At 57.8% G+C, this 19,802-nt stretch carries 13 protein-coding genes and 3 pseudogenes; 10 read left to right on the forward strand and 6 right to left on the reverse strand.

From position 1 onward, the window contains the following. The first annotated feature begins 161 nt into the window (after positions 1-161). Entirely contained in the window at positions 162-977 is an 816-nt protein-coding gene (locus BN996_RS16895; RefSeq protein WP_089781017.1) for an IclR family transcriptional regulator, read from the forward strand. 923 nt (positions 978-1,900) lie between these two features. On the opposite strand, the gene BN996_RS16900 is transcribed toward BN996_RS16895, so the two are convergent. Then, a complete protein-coding gene (locus BN996_RS16900) occupies positions 1,901-2,662 on the reverse strand; it encodes a universal stress protein (RefSeq protein ID WP_089781018.1) in 762 nt (253 codons plus the stop codon). Next, positions 2,655-4,124, reverse strand: coding sequence for an APC family permease (locus tag BN996_RS16905; protein ID WP_089781021.1), 1,470 nt, complete (start codon positions 4,122-4,124; stop codon positions 2,655-2,657). Before BN996_RS16905 ends, BN996_RS16900 begins: the two co-directional genes overlap by 8 nt. 207 nt (positions 4,125-4,331) lie before the next feature. On the opposite strand from BN996_RS16905, the gene BN996_RS16910 reads away from it, so the two are divergent. Beyond that, entirely contained in the window at positions 4,332-5,582 is a 1,251-nt protein-coding gene (locus BN996_RS16910) for a tyrosine-type recombinase/integrase (protein ID WP_089781022.1), read from the forward strand. 149 nt (positions 5,583-5,731) lie between these two features. Further along, positions 5,732-6,055: a hypothetical protein gene (locus BN996_RS16915; RefSeq protein WP_089781025.1), complete on the forward strand. Its 324-nt coding sequence runs from the start codon at positions 5,732-5,734 to the stop codon at positions 6,053-6,055. Here BN996_RS16915 and BN996_RS16920 read toward each other — a convergent pair whose 3' ends face one another. The 3 genes and pseudogenes from BN996_RS16920 to BN996_RS20860 form a co-directional block, all read right to left on the reverse strand. Beyond that, positions 6,056-7,273, reverse strand: coding sequence for an inorganic phosphate transporter (locus tag BN996_RS16920; RefSeq protein WP_042661950.1), 1,218 nt, complete (start codon positions 7,271-7,273; stop codon positions 6,056-6,058). A gap of 668 nt (positions 7,274-7,941) precedes the next feature. Continuing rightward, positions 7,942-9,531: a transposase gene (locus BN996_RS16925; RefSeq protein ID WP_089781026.1), complete on the reverse strand. Its 1,590-nt coding sequence runs from the start codon at positions 9,529-9,531 to the stop codon at positions 7,942-7,944. Between the two features lie 94 nt (positions 9,532-9,625). Next, positions 9,626-10,174: pseudogene (locus BN996_RS20860) on the reverse strand (geranylgeranylglyceryl/heptaprenylglyceryl phosphate synthase); the annotation flags it as partial. Between the two features lie 524 nt (positions 10,175-10,698). Between BN996_RS20860 and BN996_RS16940 the strand changes: the two are divergent. Then, positions 10,699-11,520 carry an IS5 family transposase gene (locus BN996_RS16940; protein ID WP_089781030.1) on the forward strand — a complete coding sequence of 274 codons (822 nt, stop codon included), beginning with the start codon at positions 10,699-10,701 and terminating at the stop codon, positions 11,518-11,520. 1,180 nt (positions 11,521-12,700) lie between these two features. On the opposite strand, the pseudogene BN996_RS16950 reads toward BN996_RS16940, so the two are convergent. Beyond that, positions 12,701-13,066: pseudogene (locus tag BN996_RS16950) on the reverse strand (IS5/IS1182 family transposase); the annotation flags it as partial. Between the two features lie 258 nt (positions 13,067-13,324). Between BN996_RS16950 and BN996_RS19850 the strand changes: the two are divergent. The 6 genes and pseudogenes from BN996_RS19850 (at position 13,325) to gfo6 (ending at position 19,741) form a co-directional block, all read left to right on the forward strand. After that, the gene (locus BN996_RS19850; protein WP_139043140.1) at positions 13,325-13,549 is read left to right on the forward strand and encodes a hypothetical protein; all 225 of its coding nucleotides are present in this window, start codon (positions 13,325-13,327) and stop codon (positions 13,547-13,549) included. Positions 13,550-14,203: 654 nt separating this feature from the next. Further along, a complete protein-coding gene (locus BN996_RS19855; RefSeq protein ID WP_139043141.1) occupies positions 14,204-14,764 on the forward strand; it encodes a hypothetical protein in 561 nt (186 codons plus the stop codon). Between the two features lie 47 nt (positions 14,765-14,811). Next, positions 14,812-16,481: pseudogene (locus tag BN996_RS20600) on the forward strand (transposase). Positions 16,482-16,960: 479 nt separating this feature from the next. Beyond that, entirely contained in the window at positions 16,961-17,269 is a 309-nt protein-coding gene (locus BN996_RS16965; RefSeq protein ID WP_089781034.1) for a ribbon-helix-helix protein, CopG family, read from the forward strand. Beyond that, a complete protein-coding gene (locus BN996_RS16970; RefSeq protein ID WP_089781036.1) occupies positions 17,270-17,770 on the forward strand; it encodes a PIN domain-containing protein in 501 nt (166 codons plus the stop codon). 900 nt (positions 17,771-18,670) lie between these two features. Next, on the forward strand, positions 18,671-19,741 hold the full coding sequence (gene gfo6 / locus BN996_RS16980; RefSeq protein WP_042661943.1) for a D-xylose 1-dehydrogenase Gfo6: 1,071 nt from the start codon (positions 18,671-18,673) through the stop codon (positions 19,739-19,741). The last annotated feature ends 61 nt before the right edge of the window (positions 19,742-19,802 follow it).

The following is a 19,802-nucleotide window of genomic DNA, read 5'->3' on the forward strand; positions in this document are numbered from 1 at the left end:
AAGTCGAATTCGCCGTTTTCAGAACTTCGTTAGACGTAATTCGGCGTTTTCGTGTCCCCGGTCACGGGATTTTGCGGCAATTAGTGCGATTATCGGGCCGTCTCGGAAGTGGACGTTTGTCAAATACAAACAGCTATGGCGACGGAGCTTCGAACTGGACTATGGCAGACGAACACACGACCGGCTCACCGCGGACCCTGAAAACGGTGTCTCGCGCGTTCGACGTCGTTCGTGCGCTCGAAGAGTTAGACGGCGCGCGAGTGACGGAGCTGGCGAACCACCTCGACCTCTCGAAGAGCGTCGTCTACAACTACCTCAGCACGCTGCGGGCCGAGAAGTTCGTCGTGAAGGAAGAAGACACCTACCGGCTGTCGCTACAGTTCCTCCTCGTGGGCGAGTACGTCCGGTACCAGAACATCCTCTACCGCATCGGCAAGCCCGAAATCGAGGAACTCGCGGAGAAGACGGGCGAATACGCCCACTTAGCGACCGAACAGCACGGACTGGGCGTCAACCTCTACAAGGTGAGCGGCGAGAAGGCTGTCGGGAGCGACTATCAGGTGAACAAGCTCCAGCGCGCCGACTACCTCCACTTCTCGGCGACGGGGAAGGCGATTCTCGCCCACCTTCCCAAAGAGCGCGTCGAGTGGATCGTCGACCAGTACGGACTCCCGCGCAAGACCGAAGCGACCATCACGACCCGCGAGGAGCTGTTCGAGGAGTTGGAGACGATTCGAGACCGGGGCTACTCGCTCAACGACGAAGAGGAGATAAAGGGCCTGCAGGCCATCGGCGCGCCGGTGACGAACCGTCACGGCCGCGTCCTCGGCTCCATCAGCGTCTCCGGGCCAGTCCGCCGGATGAAACAGCCGGAGTACCACGAACGGCTCATCGAGAGCGTCGTCAACACCGCCAACGTCATCGAGGTGAACGTCAACATGGAGGAGTCCGACGACGACTTCCCGACGTTCAGCTAATCGGGGCGCGTCGTCCACAGGCATCCACGTCGGCACCGTCTCCGCGTCGGCAACATTCCGCAGTCGGCGACATCCCACCGTCTTCCTCCGATCCGGTTCACAAACTGAGAACCGCCGGTCCCGGTCGGGGCAGTCGGGTCGAGAGGCCGCGCTCGACACGAGCGAGCGACCGAACGACCCGCCCGGCCGCGAATTTCGGCTCGGGGTATCGAAGCCTCCTCCGCGCCTTCGACGCCGTTCGTCGGCCGAGAACGAGGGTTCGAACGTCGGACAGTCGCACGCCCGAACAGTTTCGAGACCGGACAGTGTGAGAACCGACACGTGACGACGAATCTCCCCGGAGGGCTTGACTAAATAAGAACGAATCCGATTTCCAGTCGCCGAACACCAAGTTATGCTCCATATTCTACCGAACTCACCGCATTCACCACCTACTGCCGAGACGCCCGACCCACCGCTGGCAACGACGGCCACCGACCGGACGGCGCCGAATGCCATTACACAACTATTAGTGTAATTAGCGTTGCCACACGGTTCGACCGCCAGTCACGCACGACTCGGGCGGACCCGAAGCGTCGCGTGCCGGGCGACACTCCCCGGACTTTCGAGTCGGGACGGACTGAGTACCTCTCGAACTCGGTTATCAGACGACATGTTAATTCAGTAGTTGTACAATAGTATTCCCGTTCGAACGAAGTGGTACCGAAACCGAACATTCGAGAGTAGAACAGACGTTCGCAACCGCGCACACAAACGTCGTCTACCGGACTTTTCTCCCGATTACATGTGAAATTTGTAAAAATTGTAAAAATTCTACAGAACCCATTATCCGTGGCCGCGCTCAAATCGAGTGACCACTCATGAAAAGTGTTCTAAATCCACAATAGTATGGGCGTGTCGGAAGGGTCGAGAGCGGACCGACCTCACCCCGAGTCGGCGTCCTCGTCGGCGTCGTCAACCTCGGAGTCGAGCGGTCGCCGGACCACGAGCACCGGGGCGACGGTCTGTTCGGCGACGCGATCGGAGGTTTCGCCGAACAGTCGGCCGCGGAGCGTGGGTTTCTCCTCGCCCATCACGACCACGTCGTGGTCGTCCGCGGCCTCGATGAGCGCCTGTAGCTGGTTCTGTGCGACGACGACGACGCGCGAGATGTGCTTGCTGCAGACGCCGAGAAGGGCCAGTTCGTGGGCGACCTCGTCGAGGAGGCGTTCGCCCTCGGCGACCGCGTCGTCGTCCTCGGCGGCGTGGAACAGCGTGAGGTCTATGTCCTCGCGTCTCCCGACGGCCGCGGCGACCTTGGTAATCGTTTCGAGGTTGATGTCCTCTTTTATCGGGACGATGACGCGGTCGATGGTCGGGGCGGGGTTCGAGAGCAACACCGCGTCGCAGTCCGCCTCGGTGGCGATGCGCTCCGTCGTCTGGTCGGCGTCGTGGGTGAACACGAGGCGCGTCTCGACGGTCGCGCCCGCGGCTTCGAACGCCGAGACGAGCTCGTCGAGTTCGTCGCGGACCTTCGGTTCGAACTGCTCTCTGGCCTGTTCGGGAGCCGTCTGCTCGGGTATCTCGTGGTACGCGAGGAGGACGACCGTCGTCTCCGAGAGCAGGCGGGTCAGTTGGTCGGGTATCACCTGACCTTCGAGCACCGCGACGGGGACGAGCACGCGAACGTCGTCGGGATTACGCATCGGAGCTCACCCCCTTGAGGCGCACGTCGCGGGCGTAGACGAAGTACCACGCCAGCGCGGCGAGCGCGACGACGACACCGACCGCCTGCGAGAGCGGTTGCATGAACGCGACGAGGCTGAAACTCGCGAGCGCCCCGAGCACCGGGACGACCGGGTAGCCGGGGACGCGGAACGACGGGTCGTACCACGCGGGGTTCGACCGGCGGAGCACGACGAGCGCCACGCAGATGAGCCCGTAAGTGACGAGGTGGAGGAACGACGCGACTTCGGCGAGCACCTCCGTCCGGCCGACGGCGACGAGAACGACGGTCGGCCCGCCGACGAGCGCGAGCGCGACGTGGGGCGTCCCGTACCGAAGGTTGATTCGCGCGAGCTGCGGCGGGACCAGCGCGTCGCGGCTGAGCGCGTAGAGGGCGCGCGACGAACTGAGAATCGAGGCGTTCGCGCTCGACACCGTCGCCAAGAGCCCGGCGACGAGGATGGCGACCGCGCCGGGGAAGCCGAGGTACGAGCGGGCGACCTCGACGATGGCCGTCTCGCCGAAGGAGGCGAGTTGGGTGCTCCCGAACGCGCCGGTCGAGACGAGGATGGTCACGACGTACAGCACCCCGACGACGACCACGGAGCCGACCATCGCCAGCGGGAGGTTCCGCCCGGGTTTCGTTATCTCGCCCGCGACCGTCGCCACCTGCGCGAACCCGAGGTACGAGGTGAACACGAGCGCGGCCGTGGTGAAGACGCTGAGCGTCCCGAGGGGCATGAACTCCTCGGGGACCGTCTGGCGGCCGAACAGCCCGAGCGTGTCGAGCGACCCGTAGACGAGGAACACGAGGAGGATGCCGAGAAGCAGGCTCACGATGCTGTTCTGGAGTTTCGTCGCGTTCTCGGTCCCGAACATGCTGAGCGCCGTCAGGACGAGCCCGAAGCCGACGCCGAGCACCGCCACGAGCGGCAGGTCAGAGACCATCGACGCCGCGCCCAACTCCGCCAGCACGGCGATGGCGTACTGCGCGAACCCGACGAGGTAGAACGCCGACGCGAAGACGAGCCCGAGCCAGAGTCCGATACCGACGACCGCGCCGAACGCCGACCCCATGCCGCGGGAGATGAAGTAGTACGCGCCGCCGCTTTTCGGCATCGCCGTCGCCAACTCGGAGGTCGGAAGCGCGACCAACAGGGCGATGACCGCCCCGAGCGCGAACGAGAGCGCGGCCGCGGGCCCCGCCTGCCCGGCGGCGAGACCGGGAAAGACGAAGATACCCGCGCCGACCATCGTCCCGATACCGATTGCGAGGCCGCCGCGGAGGCCGATTGTCCGCTCTAACTCGGTCCCGCTTTCGAGGACCGTCACCTCGTCGGCCGCGTCCCCGACGTCGACCGCCGGGTCCGCGTCGCCGACTCGCTCCCCGCCGCCGGGCGGGTCGACCCCGAGCACCGAACCGCCGTCGTTTCCATCTGACATTGTACCGTCTTGTTATTGCGTCTCACAAATATATCTAGCACCCATCATATAGAGGGTGTCGGAGCGGCCGGTGGACGCGCCCCCGGCGGCCCGACACCGATCACCGGCGACGAGAGAAAGTGTTAATTCGTCCGCGACACGCCCAACATGCAGAACGATGGCGTACGGAACGTGGCGCGGCGGCCGGTTCGCACGGGGTGACCAGCGGTGAACTGGTCGCGGAAGTCGCTCGACGAACTCGAAGCGTTCTACTGGGAGACGATAGCCCCCGCGATGGACCGCGACGGGATGGACCCGACGCGAGACGTGCCGACGTACGCGTGGCTGACGGAGCGCGGGTGGTCGGGTATCGCCTACGCGCTCCGCGAGAAACACGACCTCACGCCGCGGGAGTTCTTCGTCGAGGTCGTCGGCCTCGGCGGCGACGAGCCCGACGAGGGCTACGACTGGGGCATCGACGACGACCGCACCGTCGAGGCGTTCGAGTCCTACCTCGACATGCTCGAATCGCGGCGCGGCCTCGCCGACTCGACGCTGCCGACCCGCCGAACCCACCTCGCGCGGTTCGCCCGAATCTACCGCGACCGACACGGGTCGGCTGACCTGCTCTCTCGGCTCGACGACCGCGACGCCGAGCCCGACGAGATAGACCGCTGTCTCGCGGTCCTCGACGAGTTCGACGCCGAACTCGCCACCGACGGGACGAAGCTCAAATACCTCCAGACGGTCCGGTCGTTCTACGAGTACCTCGTCGACTTCCGACGCGCGCGGTACAACCCCGTCGAGAACGCCGCGAAGCAGTTCCGCTGGGAGCAGGGCCAACCCGACAACCGCACGATGACGGCCGATCAGGTGAGCGACGTGTACGCCGTCGCCGACGACCTCGAAGACCGCCTGCTCGTCCTCGGACTCGCCGGCTGGGGGCTCCGCCCGAACGAGCTCGCGTCGCTCCGCGCGTCGCAACTCGTCCTCTCCGGCGACGACCCCCACATCGAGTTCGAAGAGCGGAAGAACGGGCCGGGAACCGTCGCGCTTCTCTACGGCGTCGACGCCGTCGCCGCCCGCATCGACGCGCTCGCCGAGGACGACGACTGGAGCGGCGCGCTGTTTCCCTCCTCGCGGGCCGCGTCGGGCCACATCGCCCGCGAGACGGTCAACCGGCGGTTCAAGCGCCTCGCCGACGAGGCTGACGTGACCGTCGACGGCGACGTGCCGACGGCGAAGCTCTGTCGGCGCTTCTGGTACACGGCCTATCAGGCGGCGGTCGACGAGATGCTCGCCCAGTTGGAGGGCGTCGCCGCGGACCAGGGGTCGAAAAGCGCCGACGTCGTCATGTCGAACTACCTCTCCGAGGAGCGCCGCCGGTCGTTCCGTCGGCAGGCGATGCGCGAGACGCTGGCCGAGGTGTTCGAGCCTGACGGCGAGTCCGCGACCGTCGAGACGCAGATGCCGCGGTGACTGTGACTGCCGGCGTCACCGCGGTGCGTGCGTTGCGGGGCGACAGCGGCTCACGGCGGCCGCCGGGTGCGTGACCGTCTCGTCGTGTGAGCGGCCGTCCGACGTCGGTGGTCGTGGCTTTTACCCGTGTCGAGGAGTCACCCTCCACTATGGACCTTCGAGTTGCCGGCCTGAACGGTCTCGAAGAGCGGGTCGAGAGCGCGCTGAACAGAATCAGCGAACTGCAAGCGGGCACGCGAGTGCAGTCCGACGCGTTCTTCTCACAGTCGTTCATGAGCGACCACACCGAGTTCGACTCGTTCGCCGCGTTCTGCGAGCAGAGCCCGTGGCCCCTCGACGACGTCAGCGACGTCCAGGACGTCTCCCGTGACCGACTCAACGGATACATCGCGGCGACGACCGACTTCGAGACGTGGGAGGGAATGAAAACCCGGGCCGCGGAGGAGGAGATTATCGACCAGATAGCCCCCTGACTAGCCGACGGTTTGAACCGCGGTCAGGACGTGATACAGGCCGTAGCTGATGAGGCCCGCGCCGAACATCGAGCCGACCCACGAGCCGAGGGTAATGCCGACCTTCCGCAGCGAGACGCCACTCCCGCCGGACGAACTCGCCGCGAGTCCGCTGCCGACGATGCTCGCGATCATCACTTTGTTGAACGAGATCGGGATTCCCAGCACGATTGCGAGCTGGGCGATGAGAAAGGCGGGAATCAGGGCGGCTATCGACCGCCGGGGGCCGAGCGCGGCGTACTCGTTCGAGACGGCTTGCACGAGTCGCGGCCCACGAATCCACGCCCCGAGCAGAATCCCGCCGCCGCCGAGTGCAAGCAGGTAGATAGACGGGAGCCGGAGGTCCGTCTCGAACACCGCCTCCAGTGGGCCGGTCGCCAACCCGACCTGCGTGCCGCCGCTCGTGAACACGACGATGAGTCCCAGCACGACCAGAAACTGATTAATTCCGGCAGTCTCGTCGCGTCGGAGCAACCCGAGCGTCCCGACGAGGGCAACGAGCCCGCAGAGTACGCTCACGGCGACCATCCCGAGGGTGTACGAGCCGCCGACGACCGTCGGAAGAAGCTGGGACGTCGTAGCGAGGTATCGAGCGACTGACCCCTGTGCGCCGCTCGCAGTCGGGATGACCGTGAGTTGGATGTTGGCTAACGCGTAGCCGACTGCGCCACCGAGGACGGGAATACCGACGGTTTCGGGGACGGCGTCGCTTCGGAGCCCCCGCGCGAGGCCGTACGCGAGCACGGCCTCCACGATGGGAATGGCGAACCAGAACCCGAGGATGACGGCGTACTCGTCGACAGCGAATCCGCCGCCGAGGGCGATTCCGGACCCGATCATCGCCCCCGTGACGGTGAACGCGGACGGTATCGGATACCCGTAGGTGTTCCCGATCGTGATGAGGGTCGCGGCGGTCAGCAGGGCCGCCGCCGCCGCGAGCGGTGTAATCGACACGCCGGTCACGAGGTCTTTGCCGATGGTCTCGGAGATGCTGCCTCCCTGAAGGACCGCCCCCAGTCCGGCGACGATGCCGACGAGCAGGGCGGCCCGAAGAACCGAGAGCGCGTTCGCTCCGACGGCGGGCGCAACGGGCGCAGAGTTACTGTTCGCCCCGACGGTGAACGACATGAACAGGGCCGCGAGGAGCGCAATCGAGAGAACGAGCAGTACGGATGCCATACTCACACCACCCGACGCGGTCTCTGGTGGTGTGGTATCCAGAACGGTCGGCGACGACGACAGGTTCTCATTTGACTGAAAACCGAGCCACGAGACAGATGAACCCATCGAAATCACGTATATCGGCTGATAGTGAAGCAATCGTCTCGATAAGTAATGCGATGCATATCCGAACGACGGTAACGCAGGTTTCAGGGGTCGCGAGAGTGCGAGCCAGTCCCGGAAGCGGCTCGAACGATGCCGATTCAGATCGCTGGTCTCGATCGCACGGGTCCGAACACCGTCTCGACGACCAACCATCGACTTCCGAACGAAATCGGAGAGGAGTTCTTCCAAGTCGGTATCGTCGGTATCCTCGCCATCGCTATTCCCGTACCCGACCGCTCACCGGCGAGAGATCGGAGTACGCGTCTGACTCCAGTTGAGGTCGGGTTCGATAAACCACATAGAGCGATACACAAGAACACACGGTCAGAAGTTGCAGAACTTCGGAGGATGGATTATTTTTGCGTTTTTCTAGGCCTTTTCGTGGTTCGGACAGGCCACATCGGTATCGCATCAACTACCGACCTCGGTGAGACGCCGTCGAATGCTCGAAAACAGCCCAAAAATTGACCACTCGCAGAGTGTCGCCACTCACAACAGGCAGTCCGAGCTGGTGTAGAGCGCTAGTCAGGCGGGAGTAGTGCCGAGCAAACCAACTCGACACACTCACCAGCAGTCAATACCGGCGCATACTCCATCTCACCGCCGACACCAATCTTCAACAGGAAATCGGTAAGCCGCCAGATATTGTGCAACAGCACCGCAAACACGAAGTAGAATAATCTTACGCGGTAGTCCTTAGACGAGGTCTTCGCCAAGAAATCGTTCTTGATCGATTTGTATTCGTTCTCGATCTGCCACCGAGAACTGTACCGACGACACACGGCTTGAGCCTCGTCCGCGCTCACACGAAGATTCGTCGCGAACACCGCTGTTCCATCGCTCTTCGTCGAGGGCACGTAGAGAAACTGCATCGAGTGCGAGCCCTGCTCAACGTGGACAGAGGCCGATTCAACGGCGACTTCTTGCTCATCTTCATCCATCGTCTCTATGTTCTCGCGTTCGGCACTGTGAATCCGCTTCGGGATGAGATAGTTCACATCGAGGTTCGAGAGCGTCTGGTAGACAGCTTTCGAGTCAAACTCTCGATCACACAGCACCATCTCAATCGGTACGTGCTCCTGTGCCCGTCGAACGAGTCGTCGGACTACACGATGAACTCGGTTCGGCGGGTTCTCGTCCCACGACGAACTCTCACGGACAGGTTCGACAGCGAGAATCAGCGGGATGTTCCACCCGACAATCGAGAGCGTGGCGAATTTGAACGCTCTCCCCTCGCCGTCTTTTGTCCCGCTGACCATCGGCATTCCCTCTATGTTACCAAAGTAGCGAATGGTCGTGATATCAATTGCGACGGTGACAGGACGACGAAACGAAGACTCCGATTGAATCACCGAAAGCAACCGTTCTGTCGCCTGTTGAAATCCCTTGAGTAGGCTCTCTGGGTCGAATTGCTTGACGGCTCGGAGGTGGGTGTCTCCGTGAGGACCGTACTCTTTGCCTCGTCGGAACTTGAACCGGGCTGCACCCTGTGGAGTACCACAGCCGACCATCCCAATAAACGTCTGAAGCTCAAAGAATCGCGTGTCTTCATACGTCGCGTTCTGAGCTCTCTCAGAGTCGAACGGACCGAAGCCGTGCTCACGAGCGAGACGGGTTGTACGGTAGATTTCTTCGTCAGAAAATTCGGTAGCATCCTCAGCTGAGTCAGTAGTTTCTTCTGATGACTGCTTGACTTCCTCTAGTGGCCGGACTTCGGGAACTGAGAGGCCCTGATTGTGTATCTCCTTGACTAAGCAGTGTGCGCTGGCGGTGATATATCGACGAACATCGTCATCGAAGCGATTGCGCCACGTTCGAGAGATGACTGACTCGTTAGGAATTTGGCCGAGACCGAATACGTCGGCAAGCTCTGGATGGCGTGTGAGAGATCGGTAGCTGTCTCCGGTGACTTCTAGATAAACAAAGAGCTTGAGCATTCCGTGGAATGAGTACGGGGCGGGATGCCACTCTGGGTAGTCGTCTTCGAGCGTTTCGATCTGGAGCTTAAGAACGGTAAGTGCATCGCAGAACGCTGTCCCCTCACGGAGGTGTTTGCGGAGTTCGAGAGCAGCGACAAATGCGTCGGTTAGTCGGCGGCCACGCTGTTCCATCAGATAGTCTTGTCAGCGGATACTCAACAACGTTGATGACTTTTTCTCCTTGGTAGTGACTCGCCACATTCAAAATTGGAGTCAAACAACTCAGCTATCGAGACGCTGGAGCGTCAGGGACCGTCTGTAGATATTGGTCAGGATTTTCGTGGAAGCAATCGCCAACGACTACGGCATCGGCACCAGCGTCAAGAATTTCCTCGGTCTGTTGCTGACTCTTGGTACCTCCACCGTAGAGAAAAATTGTGTCGTCAAGATATTTTGCCGCTGCTTTCACGTCTTCGGGCCCCATTCTTTTTGGAGTACTTGATGTAGAATATCGAAAATCGATAGAAAGATTCAGTTGCTAGTGCGGCACCTGCTATCTGATCAGGTGTGTATAGTGTCTCAACACCAGACTCATCGGCTGCTTTTGAGTCGGGATTTTGAACGACGTACCCCTCACCCAGTATCTTATCCGAGATTTTGGCAATAGCATCGCGACCTCTAGACGCAATCAGGGCACTTACAAGTGGAAGCCCAGCACCGAATACTTCTTCGGCTTACTCCCGACCTCTGTGAAGAAATCCACGTGTTTTGCAACGAAGTTGTCGCGGTCTCCGTTGTAGACTGCTGGTACGGAAAGTACGTCTACAGTATCTATTCATTATCTGCGACAAGGTCGAGGAGACAGAAGCAAAGATGAGGACGGTATTTCATGGACGCTTCTATGAAGCAAACAAGCTCAAAGAAACTTTCGCCGATATTGAGTTCAGAGATGTTGAAATCATTGACGAAGATGGCCCAACTATCCTTCACGCCGTAGAATAGACACACCTGCTCTGTATCAAGCGTAGCAGTGTCTAAACTCTCTTTGAGCAGGTCTGAGAGTAGCATAGGAAACTAGCTCTTCGACCTGTTTATCGGTTAACTAGACGGTGCCCAAACTTATATTACATCTCAATTCAACTACAATTCATGGCACCATTCCCACAATCGCCGACTGGACTTGACCTTGTAGTTTCAGTGGTATTTTGGTTACTTATCTTGGTTGTGATCGTTTATATTATCAAAATTCTAATTTCGAAGTACGTCTCTTAGGTCAGCCGTTATCAAATTCAGTTAGTAATTTAATTGGCTCTGTTGAAATCCTCAGAGAGTTACAGGTTCGTCTAGTAGTCTGAACGGATGGAGGCCCTCCCGAAGTCGCGGTTACTCCGGTTCGTTGAGCAAGCGATGCACTTGGCTAGGCGAGCGGTCACTCGATACTCCTCAAAGTTCTCGAAACGGCGGTACACACTTCATCAACACATCGTCTTGCTCTGTCTCAAGGTTCGGAAGAATACGACGTACCGGACGCTTCTGGACGAACTTATCGAGATGCCTCGGGTTCGGAGCGCTCTCGATCTTGAGGAGCTCCCCACTCCTTCGACGTTGTGTAAAGCGTTTGAACGGCTCGATATGGCCGTTTGGCGGGTTCTTCTCAATCTCTCAGTCACGCTTCTCCCGACCAACGGTGTCGTCGGGATCGACGCCTCCGGGTTCGACCGGAGTCACGCCTCAAAACATTACACGAAACGAACGAAGCTGACGATTCAGCAGTTGAAAGTCACACTTCTCGTGGACACGAGGGTGAACGCAATCATCGACTTACACGTGACGACGACCAGAAAACACGACTCGAAAATCGCGCCGTCGCTCATCGAGCGGAATACCGGTAAAGTAGCGATTCTCCTCGGCGACAAGGGATACGACGACCAGAAGATTCGCGCGTTAGCCCGTGAAGATGGCATTCGTCCCCTGATCAAGCACCGAGAATTTTCGCCGCTCCACAAGGCGTGGAACGCTCGGTTGGACGCCGACCTCTACGGGCAACGTAGTCAGAACGAGACGGTGAACTCTCGCCTGAAACGGAAATATGGCACATTCGTCCGCTCACGACGCTGGTGGAAGCAGTTTCGTGAACTCGTTGTTTGCTGTCTCACTCACAACATCGACAAGGCATTCTGAACGTTCGATATAGGGGACTCAGTTATCGACCAGTTCTACCACAATATCTGCGATAATATATGCCGGTGCGAGAATCATCACAGCAAAGGAGACAATAAATGCTATAGAACCAAATATGCTGGCTGGGAACGTGAGCGACGAGAGATCACTCGTTAGCGTCATCATCGCCAAAAGAAATAGTCCGATGACGTGGTAAAGTTCAGTTCTATCCACAGGCGAACTCGAACGGATTTACCGAAGACTGTTTCGATAAGTTCGCATATCTACCTAGCGCCTGTTGCAGCGAGAAAGTTGTCGAATCAATAGGATTTCAACAGAGCCATTTAATTATAAAAATTAGGTCTGTTGAGATCCTATTCACGTCTTGCGATGTGCGGATGAGCGAGTTCCCAGCAGAATCTGTGGAAACCCGAGGAGAGAGACACTCCACCAATGTAAACACTTCTAGATTATCAACAGATCAGAAATTAAAATTCATCGACTAGATTTCCCACAACAATAACTTCATTATGTGACAACAACTATGGATATATGGTCAACATGAAAAAGGACCTTCCCCGCCGAGAGATGATACGAAAGATTGGCATTTCTGCTGTCTCTCTATCTGCTATTAGCGGTACTGCAGCTGCGGAAAAGAGTGATTCTCAAACTCAGAATGGTACTTCAACCCCAGCCCCGACTAAGGGTGGAGAGCCAGATGATGGTCACGAAGTCACTCCACAGTTGGTTACTAACTGGACCTCGGAATGAAGCCCCTACGAGGTCAACGAAAGCGATACGTCTATTCTGAAAAGTAGGTGGAACGTGATCTCCCCCACTATCGCATCGTACCACCGATTTGACGCACTGGTTGAAGCATCAATGGCAGAACGCCCTGAGATGGTCAGTTCGAATATCGGAGCTGGCGCTGTAAAGAAAAATTGGGTATATACCGAAGATACAGCTCTTGGAGTACCTGCGTATCACTTCAAGGCGAAGATGTTAGTCGCTCAGCCAACGGGATCGGAACTGTATCTTGACTCACGGGTTAAAACCGAGAGAACGGGACAGGTCGAAGCGAGAACCGGATGTTACTTCGACCCCGCAACGAATCTCGCTGAATCATGGTCTAGGGCATACCTGACTGTAGAATAGGCTTAGAGCACCACCTGGTTTTTTGTTGTGACATCTTTGCGTGGAAAGCGTGACTGTGGTTGAAGCCGGAAGCGTAATTCCGATGACGCAATTAGTCGGGGGAATTAAGACCGAGATAGTTGAGAAGCACGTGCGAGATGGCCATATCGGGCCGACCAAACGCTTTACACAACGTCGAGGGAGACGGAAGCTCCTAAACCTCGATACCTCTCCGAATCCGAGGCATCTCGATAAGCTCGTCACAACGGGTAGTCGTATTCTTCTGCACCTTGAAACAAAACAGGACGATGTGCTGGTGGAGTGTGTACCGCCGTTTTGAGAGCTTCGAAGAATAGCGGGCAACAGCTCGCCGAGCCAAGTGAAACACTTGCTCTACAAATAGGAGTAACCGCGACTTCGGGAGGACCTGTATCTGGTCAGACTATTGGGCGGCACCAGCCTGATGGGTATGGAATGGTGCTATCGATGACGGACCCGGTCAAGATGTTCGACCGAATTCGGAGTGCCCGATCTATCAACGTGGTGTGCCAGCTATTCGACCAGACAACGTTCTCGACATGATCCACAAACTCCTCCGTTATCGTTCAAGTAGAGGAGGATTTTGTACTGGTAGCGTCTATTCTCCCCACAATGAATAAAGGGCTTAGCGTGATGGTGAGTTCCACGTAACTTGGCGAGACACATAGCGGTTAGAGACATCTATGAGAGCGGCTTCGACGAAGACGTCCGCGAGGCACTCCGTCGTCTGATAGCCGAACAGGCACAGGTGAGCGTTCCAGAGCGAATCCTCGTTGGTATCCACCACGACGCCGAGATTGGGAGCCCCGACTATAAGCTAATTCAGTCCAATACTGCAATACCGCCTAGTTGCCCTGCTGAATATACTCTCTCTTAATTAGCTAATTCATTCCCAAATACCATGGAAATAAGCCACGCAACACTTCCATCCTCCGAGGTTGTGGAAGTTGAGACCGACCTTCTCAATGCATATGGCTCCTCTCTCGTTAGGACCATGATCTTGGGAGTTCGATCGGGTGTTCACCTACTCTGGAAATGCTGAGAACACGATGTGCATCTGCATTCCCCAGAAAGAATTTACATCCTTGCGATTGTTCTCCGGTGTGACATCTTGGTGTCGGCGTGACTTCGTTCGCTACGGGGCGGTCGCAGTAACCGCTTCAACTACACTCTTGGCTGGTTGCTCGTCGTGGCAGGATAGCGTTGATGTTGAGGTACACAATGAAGACACGGCTCAACACAGGGTAGAGGTCACAGCCGTTTCTGAAAGTGAGGAGGAACTATTTACAAAAACTTCGCGTCTTGACCCTGATGAATCGGTTTATTACGATAATGTACCCACCGTTTGACCCTGAGAATCCATACTATGTGACGGCGACTCTTGAAAACGGAACTACGGCCAGGTCCGACCCCGAAATGAGCGAGATGACGGCCGTCTGGTTCACCATCCGATCCGCCGACGAAATGGTTGGGGGGCGGGAAGCGCCCTGACACCGTTCAATCCAATTAGTAAACTCATAGAACACACATCATGAGACGATTTACCACACAGATTCTGTTGATCGTAATCGGCTTCGTCAGCGCGTTGCTTACCGTCGCCGCTGCTCCACGGATCGGAGATAGTCCTCCTGAGCAGTTGGCGACTGTTTGTACGCTTCTCGCCAGCGGTGCGTTCCTCATTACGGGCAGTGTGTGGTTCGTTGAACGGGAAGCGGAGACAGAGCGATATATTCAGATTCCCGCAGCGATGCTCCTCCTACTCGGTGGCGGAGTAATCGTCGTTGCAATCGTGGCATTACAACCACTACAAGGAGGAATAACACAAGGACTTAGAACGATTCTCATGGGGATTGTGGTTCTCGCAGGAGGCGGCGTCGCCGTTTCGGGGTGGCGATGGCTTCGGGGACGGAATATTCGGCACCCACTCGCTCTGCACACGATTGTACTGGGACTCGGCTTGAGTTATATTCTATACAAACTTGTTGATCAGGCCATCGCCCCAATTCCAACACCTGTCCTCGTTCTCATTCCGCTTGGTACCGTTGTACTTGGGCTGGGAGTGTTGTATCGATTTCCTGCTCAATCCATTTGATGATCAGTTAGTCGGATTCTTGAGCGTGTCGTGGCCAGCATCTCATAGTGGCTTCGACTTGTAAGTCACAACGTACTGTCTTTCGACGAATCGCCCAACAGCCGTACGTTGAGTGGCCAGTCTATGACTCGACACCGTTGTACGATCGAACTTCGCTCGCCGGGTTAGAATTGGACGTTCGAGTCGTCTCGAAGACGTGGTTCGAACACAAAGATCACGACTCAATTGAGCAGTTCGTCTGTTCACTCCCGCTAGCCTACTTCCGATTCAACGCTCAAGATCGCTACGCAGCGTCGACTTGCCACGAGATGAACACGCTCTTTCGCGTCTTCATCCTGAAAGAAATCCACGGGTGGAAGCACGAAACAGCGCTGATCGAGTATCTCGGGTGTCGTCCAGCGCTCTGCAAGCAGTTGGGCTTGGAAAGTGTCCCGGACCAGTCTACGCTGTGGCGCAGTTGGCACAACCGGTTCACTGCCGAGCTTCGCAGTTCAGTCGAGACAGCTGCGCGGACGATTCTGATCAAAGCCCAGAACGCAGGTGTTGCAGTCCCGCGCGAACCAGAACGGCACCTCCCATCTCACGGTGACGAAGAGGACGAATCAGATCCGGACGAGCAAGCCGTCCTTGACGAAGCGGCAACGGTTACGGACCACGTCAGTCACGTCATCTTCCCGGCCTTCTCATTGAATCGTGGCGACAGCTGTGAGATTCACGAGAACGCCTACTGGGACCTGCAGACGTATCTCGGACTTCGTGAGCGCCTCGCGGCCAACGAGGGCGCTCGTAGCTTCACCTACGAGTCAACTCGTGAGCGGTAGGGCACGCCCATCGCGAGCAAGTTCGTGACCTCTCAATTGCGGAGATCCGAGAGATGTACCGACAGGCCATCGGAAGACTTCTGAACGAAGTTTCGGAGACAGAGCAGTTCTTCCGAGCTGGGATTGTTGCAATCGACATTACCGAAGCTGATCCCTTCACTGGTGATAGGACTGGGCACGAAGACGAGATCATCGGCACGAAGGAGTAGACCGACGAGTATGCCTACCAGTGGGCGACGGTCCAGTTGGTCGGCAATGCCGTCCCTATCGTGCTGGACGCGCGCCCCGTCCGAAAGGGGGAGACTCGACTAGAAATCGTCGAGGACTTGCTCGATTCAGCTGAGGACCTCGTTCACGTCGATAACGTGCTGATGGACCGGGAATTTGATAGCCAGCACGTTCTGGAGATGATCAGCCAGCGCGGGCTGTCTTACGTCGTCCCGAAACGGACGCAGACCAGCGAGAAGGCACAGGCGAATCGATTGCTCCAACGAGATCGGGATCGATACGAGACCGACCGCGGGCTTCACCTCGGGAGGAACGAATGGCACGAGACGACGCTGATCTACCGACGGAAAGAGGACTCCGAGCACGACGACCACCGGCAGTACTCGGTGTTCATGACGAATTGTGGGAGTGGGCACCTCACTGAGTACGGGTATCGGTGGGAAATCGAGAGCGGGTACAGATCGATAAAGCGGTTCATGGCTGCTACCACGTCGAAGAATTTCGGGCTTCGTTTCTTCTACTTCGCGTTCGCGTGCCTGCTGTACTCGATCTGGCGAGCCGTCGACTTGCTCGTCCAGGTCGCGTTGACCGGTGAGTACGAGCACTCGCCGATGGTGACGGCAGATAACACACTGACGCTGCTGAAGAAGGAGACCGGAATCGGATAGAGAGACACTCAGTTCTGGGTTAGCGCGCGGTCTGAGTGGCTACACTGTTGGATGTCTCGAAAATTCGCCCTTACGATTGGAAGTGTGACAAGAATGGCCGCTTGGAGAGAGAATTGAGGTAGTTTCCGCTGACCCAATCGGCAAAATACACGCATTACAGCCCTGCTATACCCGTTGTAGTCTCAACTTCCAACACACGGTACGCCTCCAAGTTTCGGAGGATGAATGTGTTGCGTGCCTTCTCAACAAGGCTATCGGGCTTGAATCAAACCTGGTGACGAGTACCTGCATTCCGACTCCGTTTCTCCGGAAACGGTGGGGTGTGTAGTCCAAATACCAACGGTTATGCTGAGAACTGACAACTCGTTTCGCTCCCTATAGAGCTGAACTCCAGAACTTCTGACGATATCTGAGGTGGCTTTGCGAGGGGAGTCAAGCGACGAGGAGCCGACACAGTTTTGATTCTGTGCATACAACGTATGTACATGGGCACGAAGCGGGTCAATTTCCGGCTCCCCGAAGAGTTGGTAACACGCGCCGACATCGCTGCCGAAGTTACTCACAAAAACAGAACGGAGATTCTCATTGAAGCACTCCGACAGTATCTCGAAGAGAAAGAGTCTGATGAGAGTTTTCGTGAGGCCGTCGTCGAACTGTATCTGGACAACCACATCGAGTTCGAGAAACTTGTCGAGATTATCGGGCGGCAAGATGCCGAAGCTGTCCGTGCGTCGAAAGAGGTGCTTGATCGTGGCGAAGAACTCGCAGACAAACTCGCAGACCTCTAAATGCTCGTTGTAGACACGAGCGCATTCATCTCTCTTTCAGTCGGCGAAGTGCTTGACGTCTTCGTCACCGAGTTTGACGTCGCCACTACAGAGACAGTTCTTGAGGAACTACACAGAACTGCTGAGTACAACGACCACCATGGCAAAGCCGCCAATACCGCCCTCGATATGGCCGACGAGTTCACCGTTGTTGCTGTCGCTAGTGGTGAGTTTGTGACGAGTCGAATCGACGATGGTGAAGCCAGCTGCGTAGCTGCAGTCCGTGAGGTGGATGCAGCGTTCTTGATCACCGACGACTACAGAGCCCTTCCTGAGCTTCGAAAACTAGTGAGTGCAGAAGTTGCGTTATCTCCGATCGTTCTCCGGGCGCTGGTCAAACGCGCTGCTCTCAGCGAAGAGGAAGCAAGAGTCGCTTTCGAGACCATGGCAGAAGGACGCGATTGGCTTGGTGCGCCGATCTACCGGTACGCTCGGCAGCTCCTCGACGATACCTCAAAGTAGGGCAGGCTTCCTCAAACTCTACAGAAGAATCAACGCGAGTGCCCCGGGGCTTGACCCCGAGGCGGTTCATTGCTACAAGAGGATGTACGAAACTGGCATCTCCGCTGAGTACGTGGGTGCCCTGATAGCGCTTCAGTCGTTCTTCGGCGAGTCGTCGTGGGAAGACCCACTATCGGCGAGGAGGAGTGAGGCGTCCACCCGCCAACTGCTCTCGGTGCAGTTCGTGTGGCCAGATATCGGCCGGCAACCGGTATTCGAATCCTCGGGGTCGTTCTGAAATGACGAATATGTGCTAGACCCGCCCCGAGGCCCACTGTCTGCACTTCCATCCAGAGTCCAGCGGTGGGACGAGTCCAGCGATTTCGTCGCCGAAACCGAACTCAGAGGGGCTTTACTACGGAATCTGACTGGAAGGGTAGGTTAAAATAATCCGGACAGAATTACAAATATAAGTTTGTAAATCCTCGTACGCCCTTCGTAAACGTCACCTGACAAGTGACGTTCGCCGTGCAATAGTCACCCAGATGGTATTCTCTAATTCAGAACGAACGTTCGACGTGAGGGCGATCAGTACGCGAGTAGCGTCAGTGATGCCGGCTATCGGCCTCGTTAACGAACGGTTCGGAGGAGGGACAGTACACACCGGGATTCGCTGTTCTCAGACAAAGAATTCTGTCGATGGCCGTCGGCTTCGAGCGACCGCCGTGTCCCGTCGGCCGTGGCGATCGGACGCCCATTGTGCATCGGCTCGCATCAAAGCGCCCGAAAGCGGAGCGTTCATGCGTGGTGAGGCATGTGAGCAGCGTTCGAAGCGTCTGAGTTCGCGCCCCAGGCTATCGAAACGCGAGCAGCACGCAACTACCCCAAGAGTTTACTACAGGCTACTCAGTTTGGATACTCATGAGAGAATGGATCGATTCATACGAGGAGCGCGACTGGCAGACGACCACCGATGGAAGCGTTCGATACGCGTTAATCGGCCTCGGGTGGTGGACCGTCGACGTTGCACTCCCCGCCATCGAATCGTCCGAACTCGGGGAGGTAACGACCCTTGTGAGCAGTACGACCGAGAAAGCGCAGCGACTCGCTGATGCCAACGGCGTCGACCACGGCATCAGCTACGACGAGTTCCACGAGGGGAAGGCGGAATCGGCGTACGACGCCGTGTACGTCGGAACGCCGAACGCATTCCACCTCGAATACGTCGAAACCGCGGCATCGCTCGGCAAAGCGATCCTCTGCGAAAAGCCGATGGAATCGACCGTCGAGCGGGCGAGACAGGTCGTCGAAACGTGCGACGACGCCGACGTACCCCTGATGGTCGCCTATCGAATGCACACCGACCCCGCAGTCCGTCGGGCCCGTGACCTCATCGAATCGGGGTTCATCGGCGAACCCGTGTCGGTGTACGGGAACAACACCCAACCGCTGCTAAAGATGATTCCCGACGAGGACCAATGGCGGCTCGACCCGGAGCTGTCGGGCTACGGAACGTCCGTGATGGACCTCGGAATCTACTCCATCAACACGGCGAGATTCCTCCTCGACCGTGACCCGGTCGCGGTGCAATCGCAGATGAGTTCTCACCACGACGCCTTCGAGGACGTCCCCGACGAACGGTCGGGGGCGCTGTTAGTCCTCGAAGACGACGTGAAGATGGTCACCACCGACAGCCAAAACGCCCACGAAGACACCCAGCTCAAGATTACGGGAACCGAGGGGCAGATAGACCTGCACCCGGCCTTCCACGGGAAGTGCTCGCTCCATCTCTCGCGTAACGACACCAAAGTCACCGTCGAACACGAGACGTTCGACGACGAACGCGAGATGAGAGAGGAGTTCGACTACTTCTCAGACCGTATCCTCAGCGATACCCCGGTGTACGCAGACGGGAGACACGGGCTCGAAGACATGCGTATCATCTCCGCGATCCACGAGGCGGCCCGGACCAACGAAGTAGTGGAGCTCTGAGCGGGTAGTCGGTTCGGGTCTCGAACCCGCTGTTGAGCGCACCCGAGTCAGGGTTGTCGGA

It is taken from the genome of Haloferax massiliensis, assembly GCF_001368915.1.
In the GTDB taxonomy this organism is placed as follows: Archaea; Halobacteriota; Halobacteria; order Halobacteriales; family Haloferacaceae; genus Haloferax; species Haloferax massiliensis.

Excerpts from the sequence above, each read along its gene's own strand:
- BN996_RS16925 (WP_089781026.1), bottom strand. The coding sequence starts at position 9,531 with ATGGAACAGCGTGGCCGCCGACTAACCGACGCATTTGTCGCTGCTCTC.
- BN996_RS16915 (WP_089781025.1), top strand. The coding sequence starts at position 5,732 with ATGGACCTTCGAGTTGCCGGCCTGAACGGTCTCGAAGAGCGGGTCGAG.
- BN996_RS16965 (WP_089781034.1), top strand. The coding sequence starts at position 16,961 with ATGTACATGGGCACGAAGCGGGTCAATTTCCGGCTCCCCGAAGAGTTG.
- gfo6 (WP_042661943.1), top strand. The coding sequence starts at position 18,671 with ATGAGAGAATGGATCGATTCATACGAGGAGCGCGACTGGCAGACGACC.
- BN996_RS16895 (WP_089781017.1), top strand. The coding sequence starts at position 162 with ATGGCAGACGAACACACGACCGGCTCACCGCGGACCCTGAAAACGGTG.
- BN996_RS16920 (WP_042661950.1), bottom strand. The coding sequence starts at position 7,273 with ATGGCATCCGTACTGCTCGTTCTCTCGATTGCGCTCCTCGCGGCCCTG.
- BN996_RS16900 (WP_089781018.1), bottom strand. The coding sequence starts at position 2,662 with ATGCGTAATCCCGACGACGTTCGCGTGCTCGTCCCCGTCGCGGTGCTC.
- BN996_RS19855 (WP_139043141.1), top strand. The coding sequence starts at position 14,204 with ATGAGACGATTTACCACACAGATTCTGTTGATCGTAATCGGCTTCGTC.
- BN996_RS16970 (WP_089781036.1), top strand. The coding sequence starts at position 17,270 with ATGCTCGTTGTAGACACGAGCGCATTCATCTCTCTTTCAGTCGGCGAA.
- BN996_RS16905 (WP_089781021.1), bottom strand. The coding sequence starts at position 4,124 with ATGTCAGATGGAAACGACGGCGGTTCGGTGCTCGGGGTCGACCCGCCC.
- BN996_RS16940 (WP_089781030.1), top strand. The coding sequence starts at position 10,699 with ATGGAGGCCCTCCCGAAGTCGCGGTTACTCCGGTTCGTTGAGCAAGCG.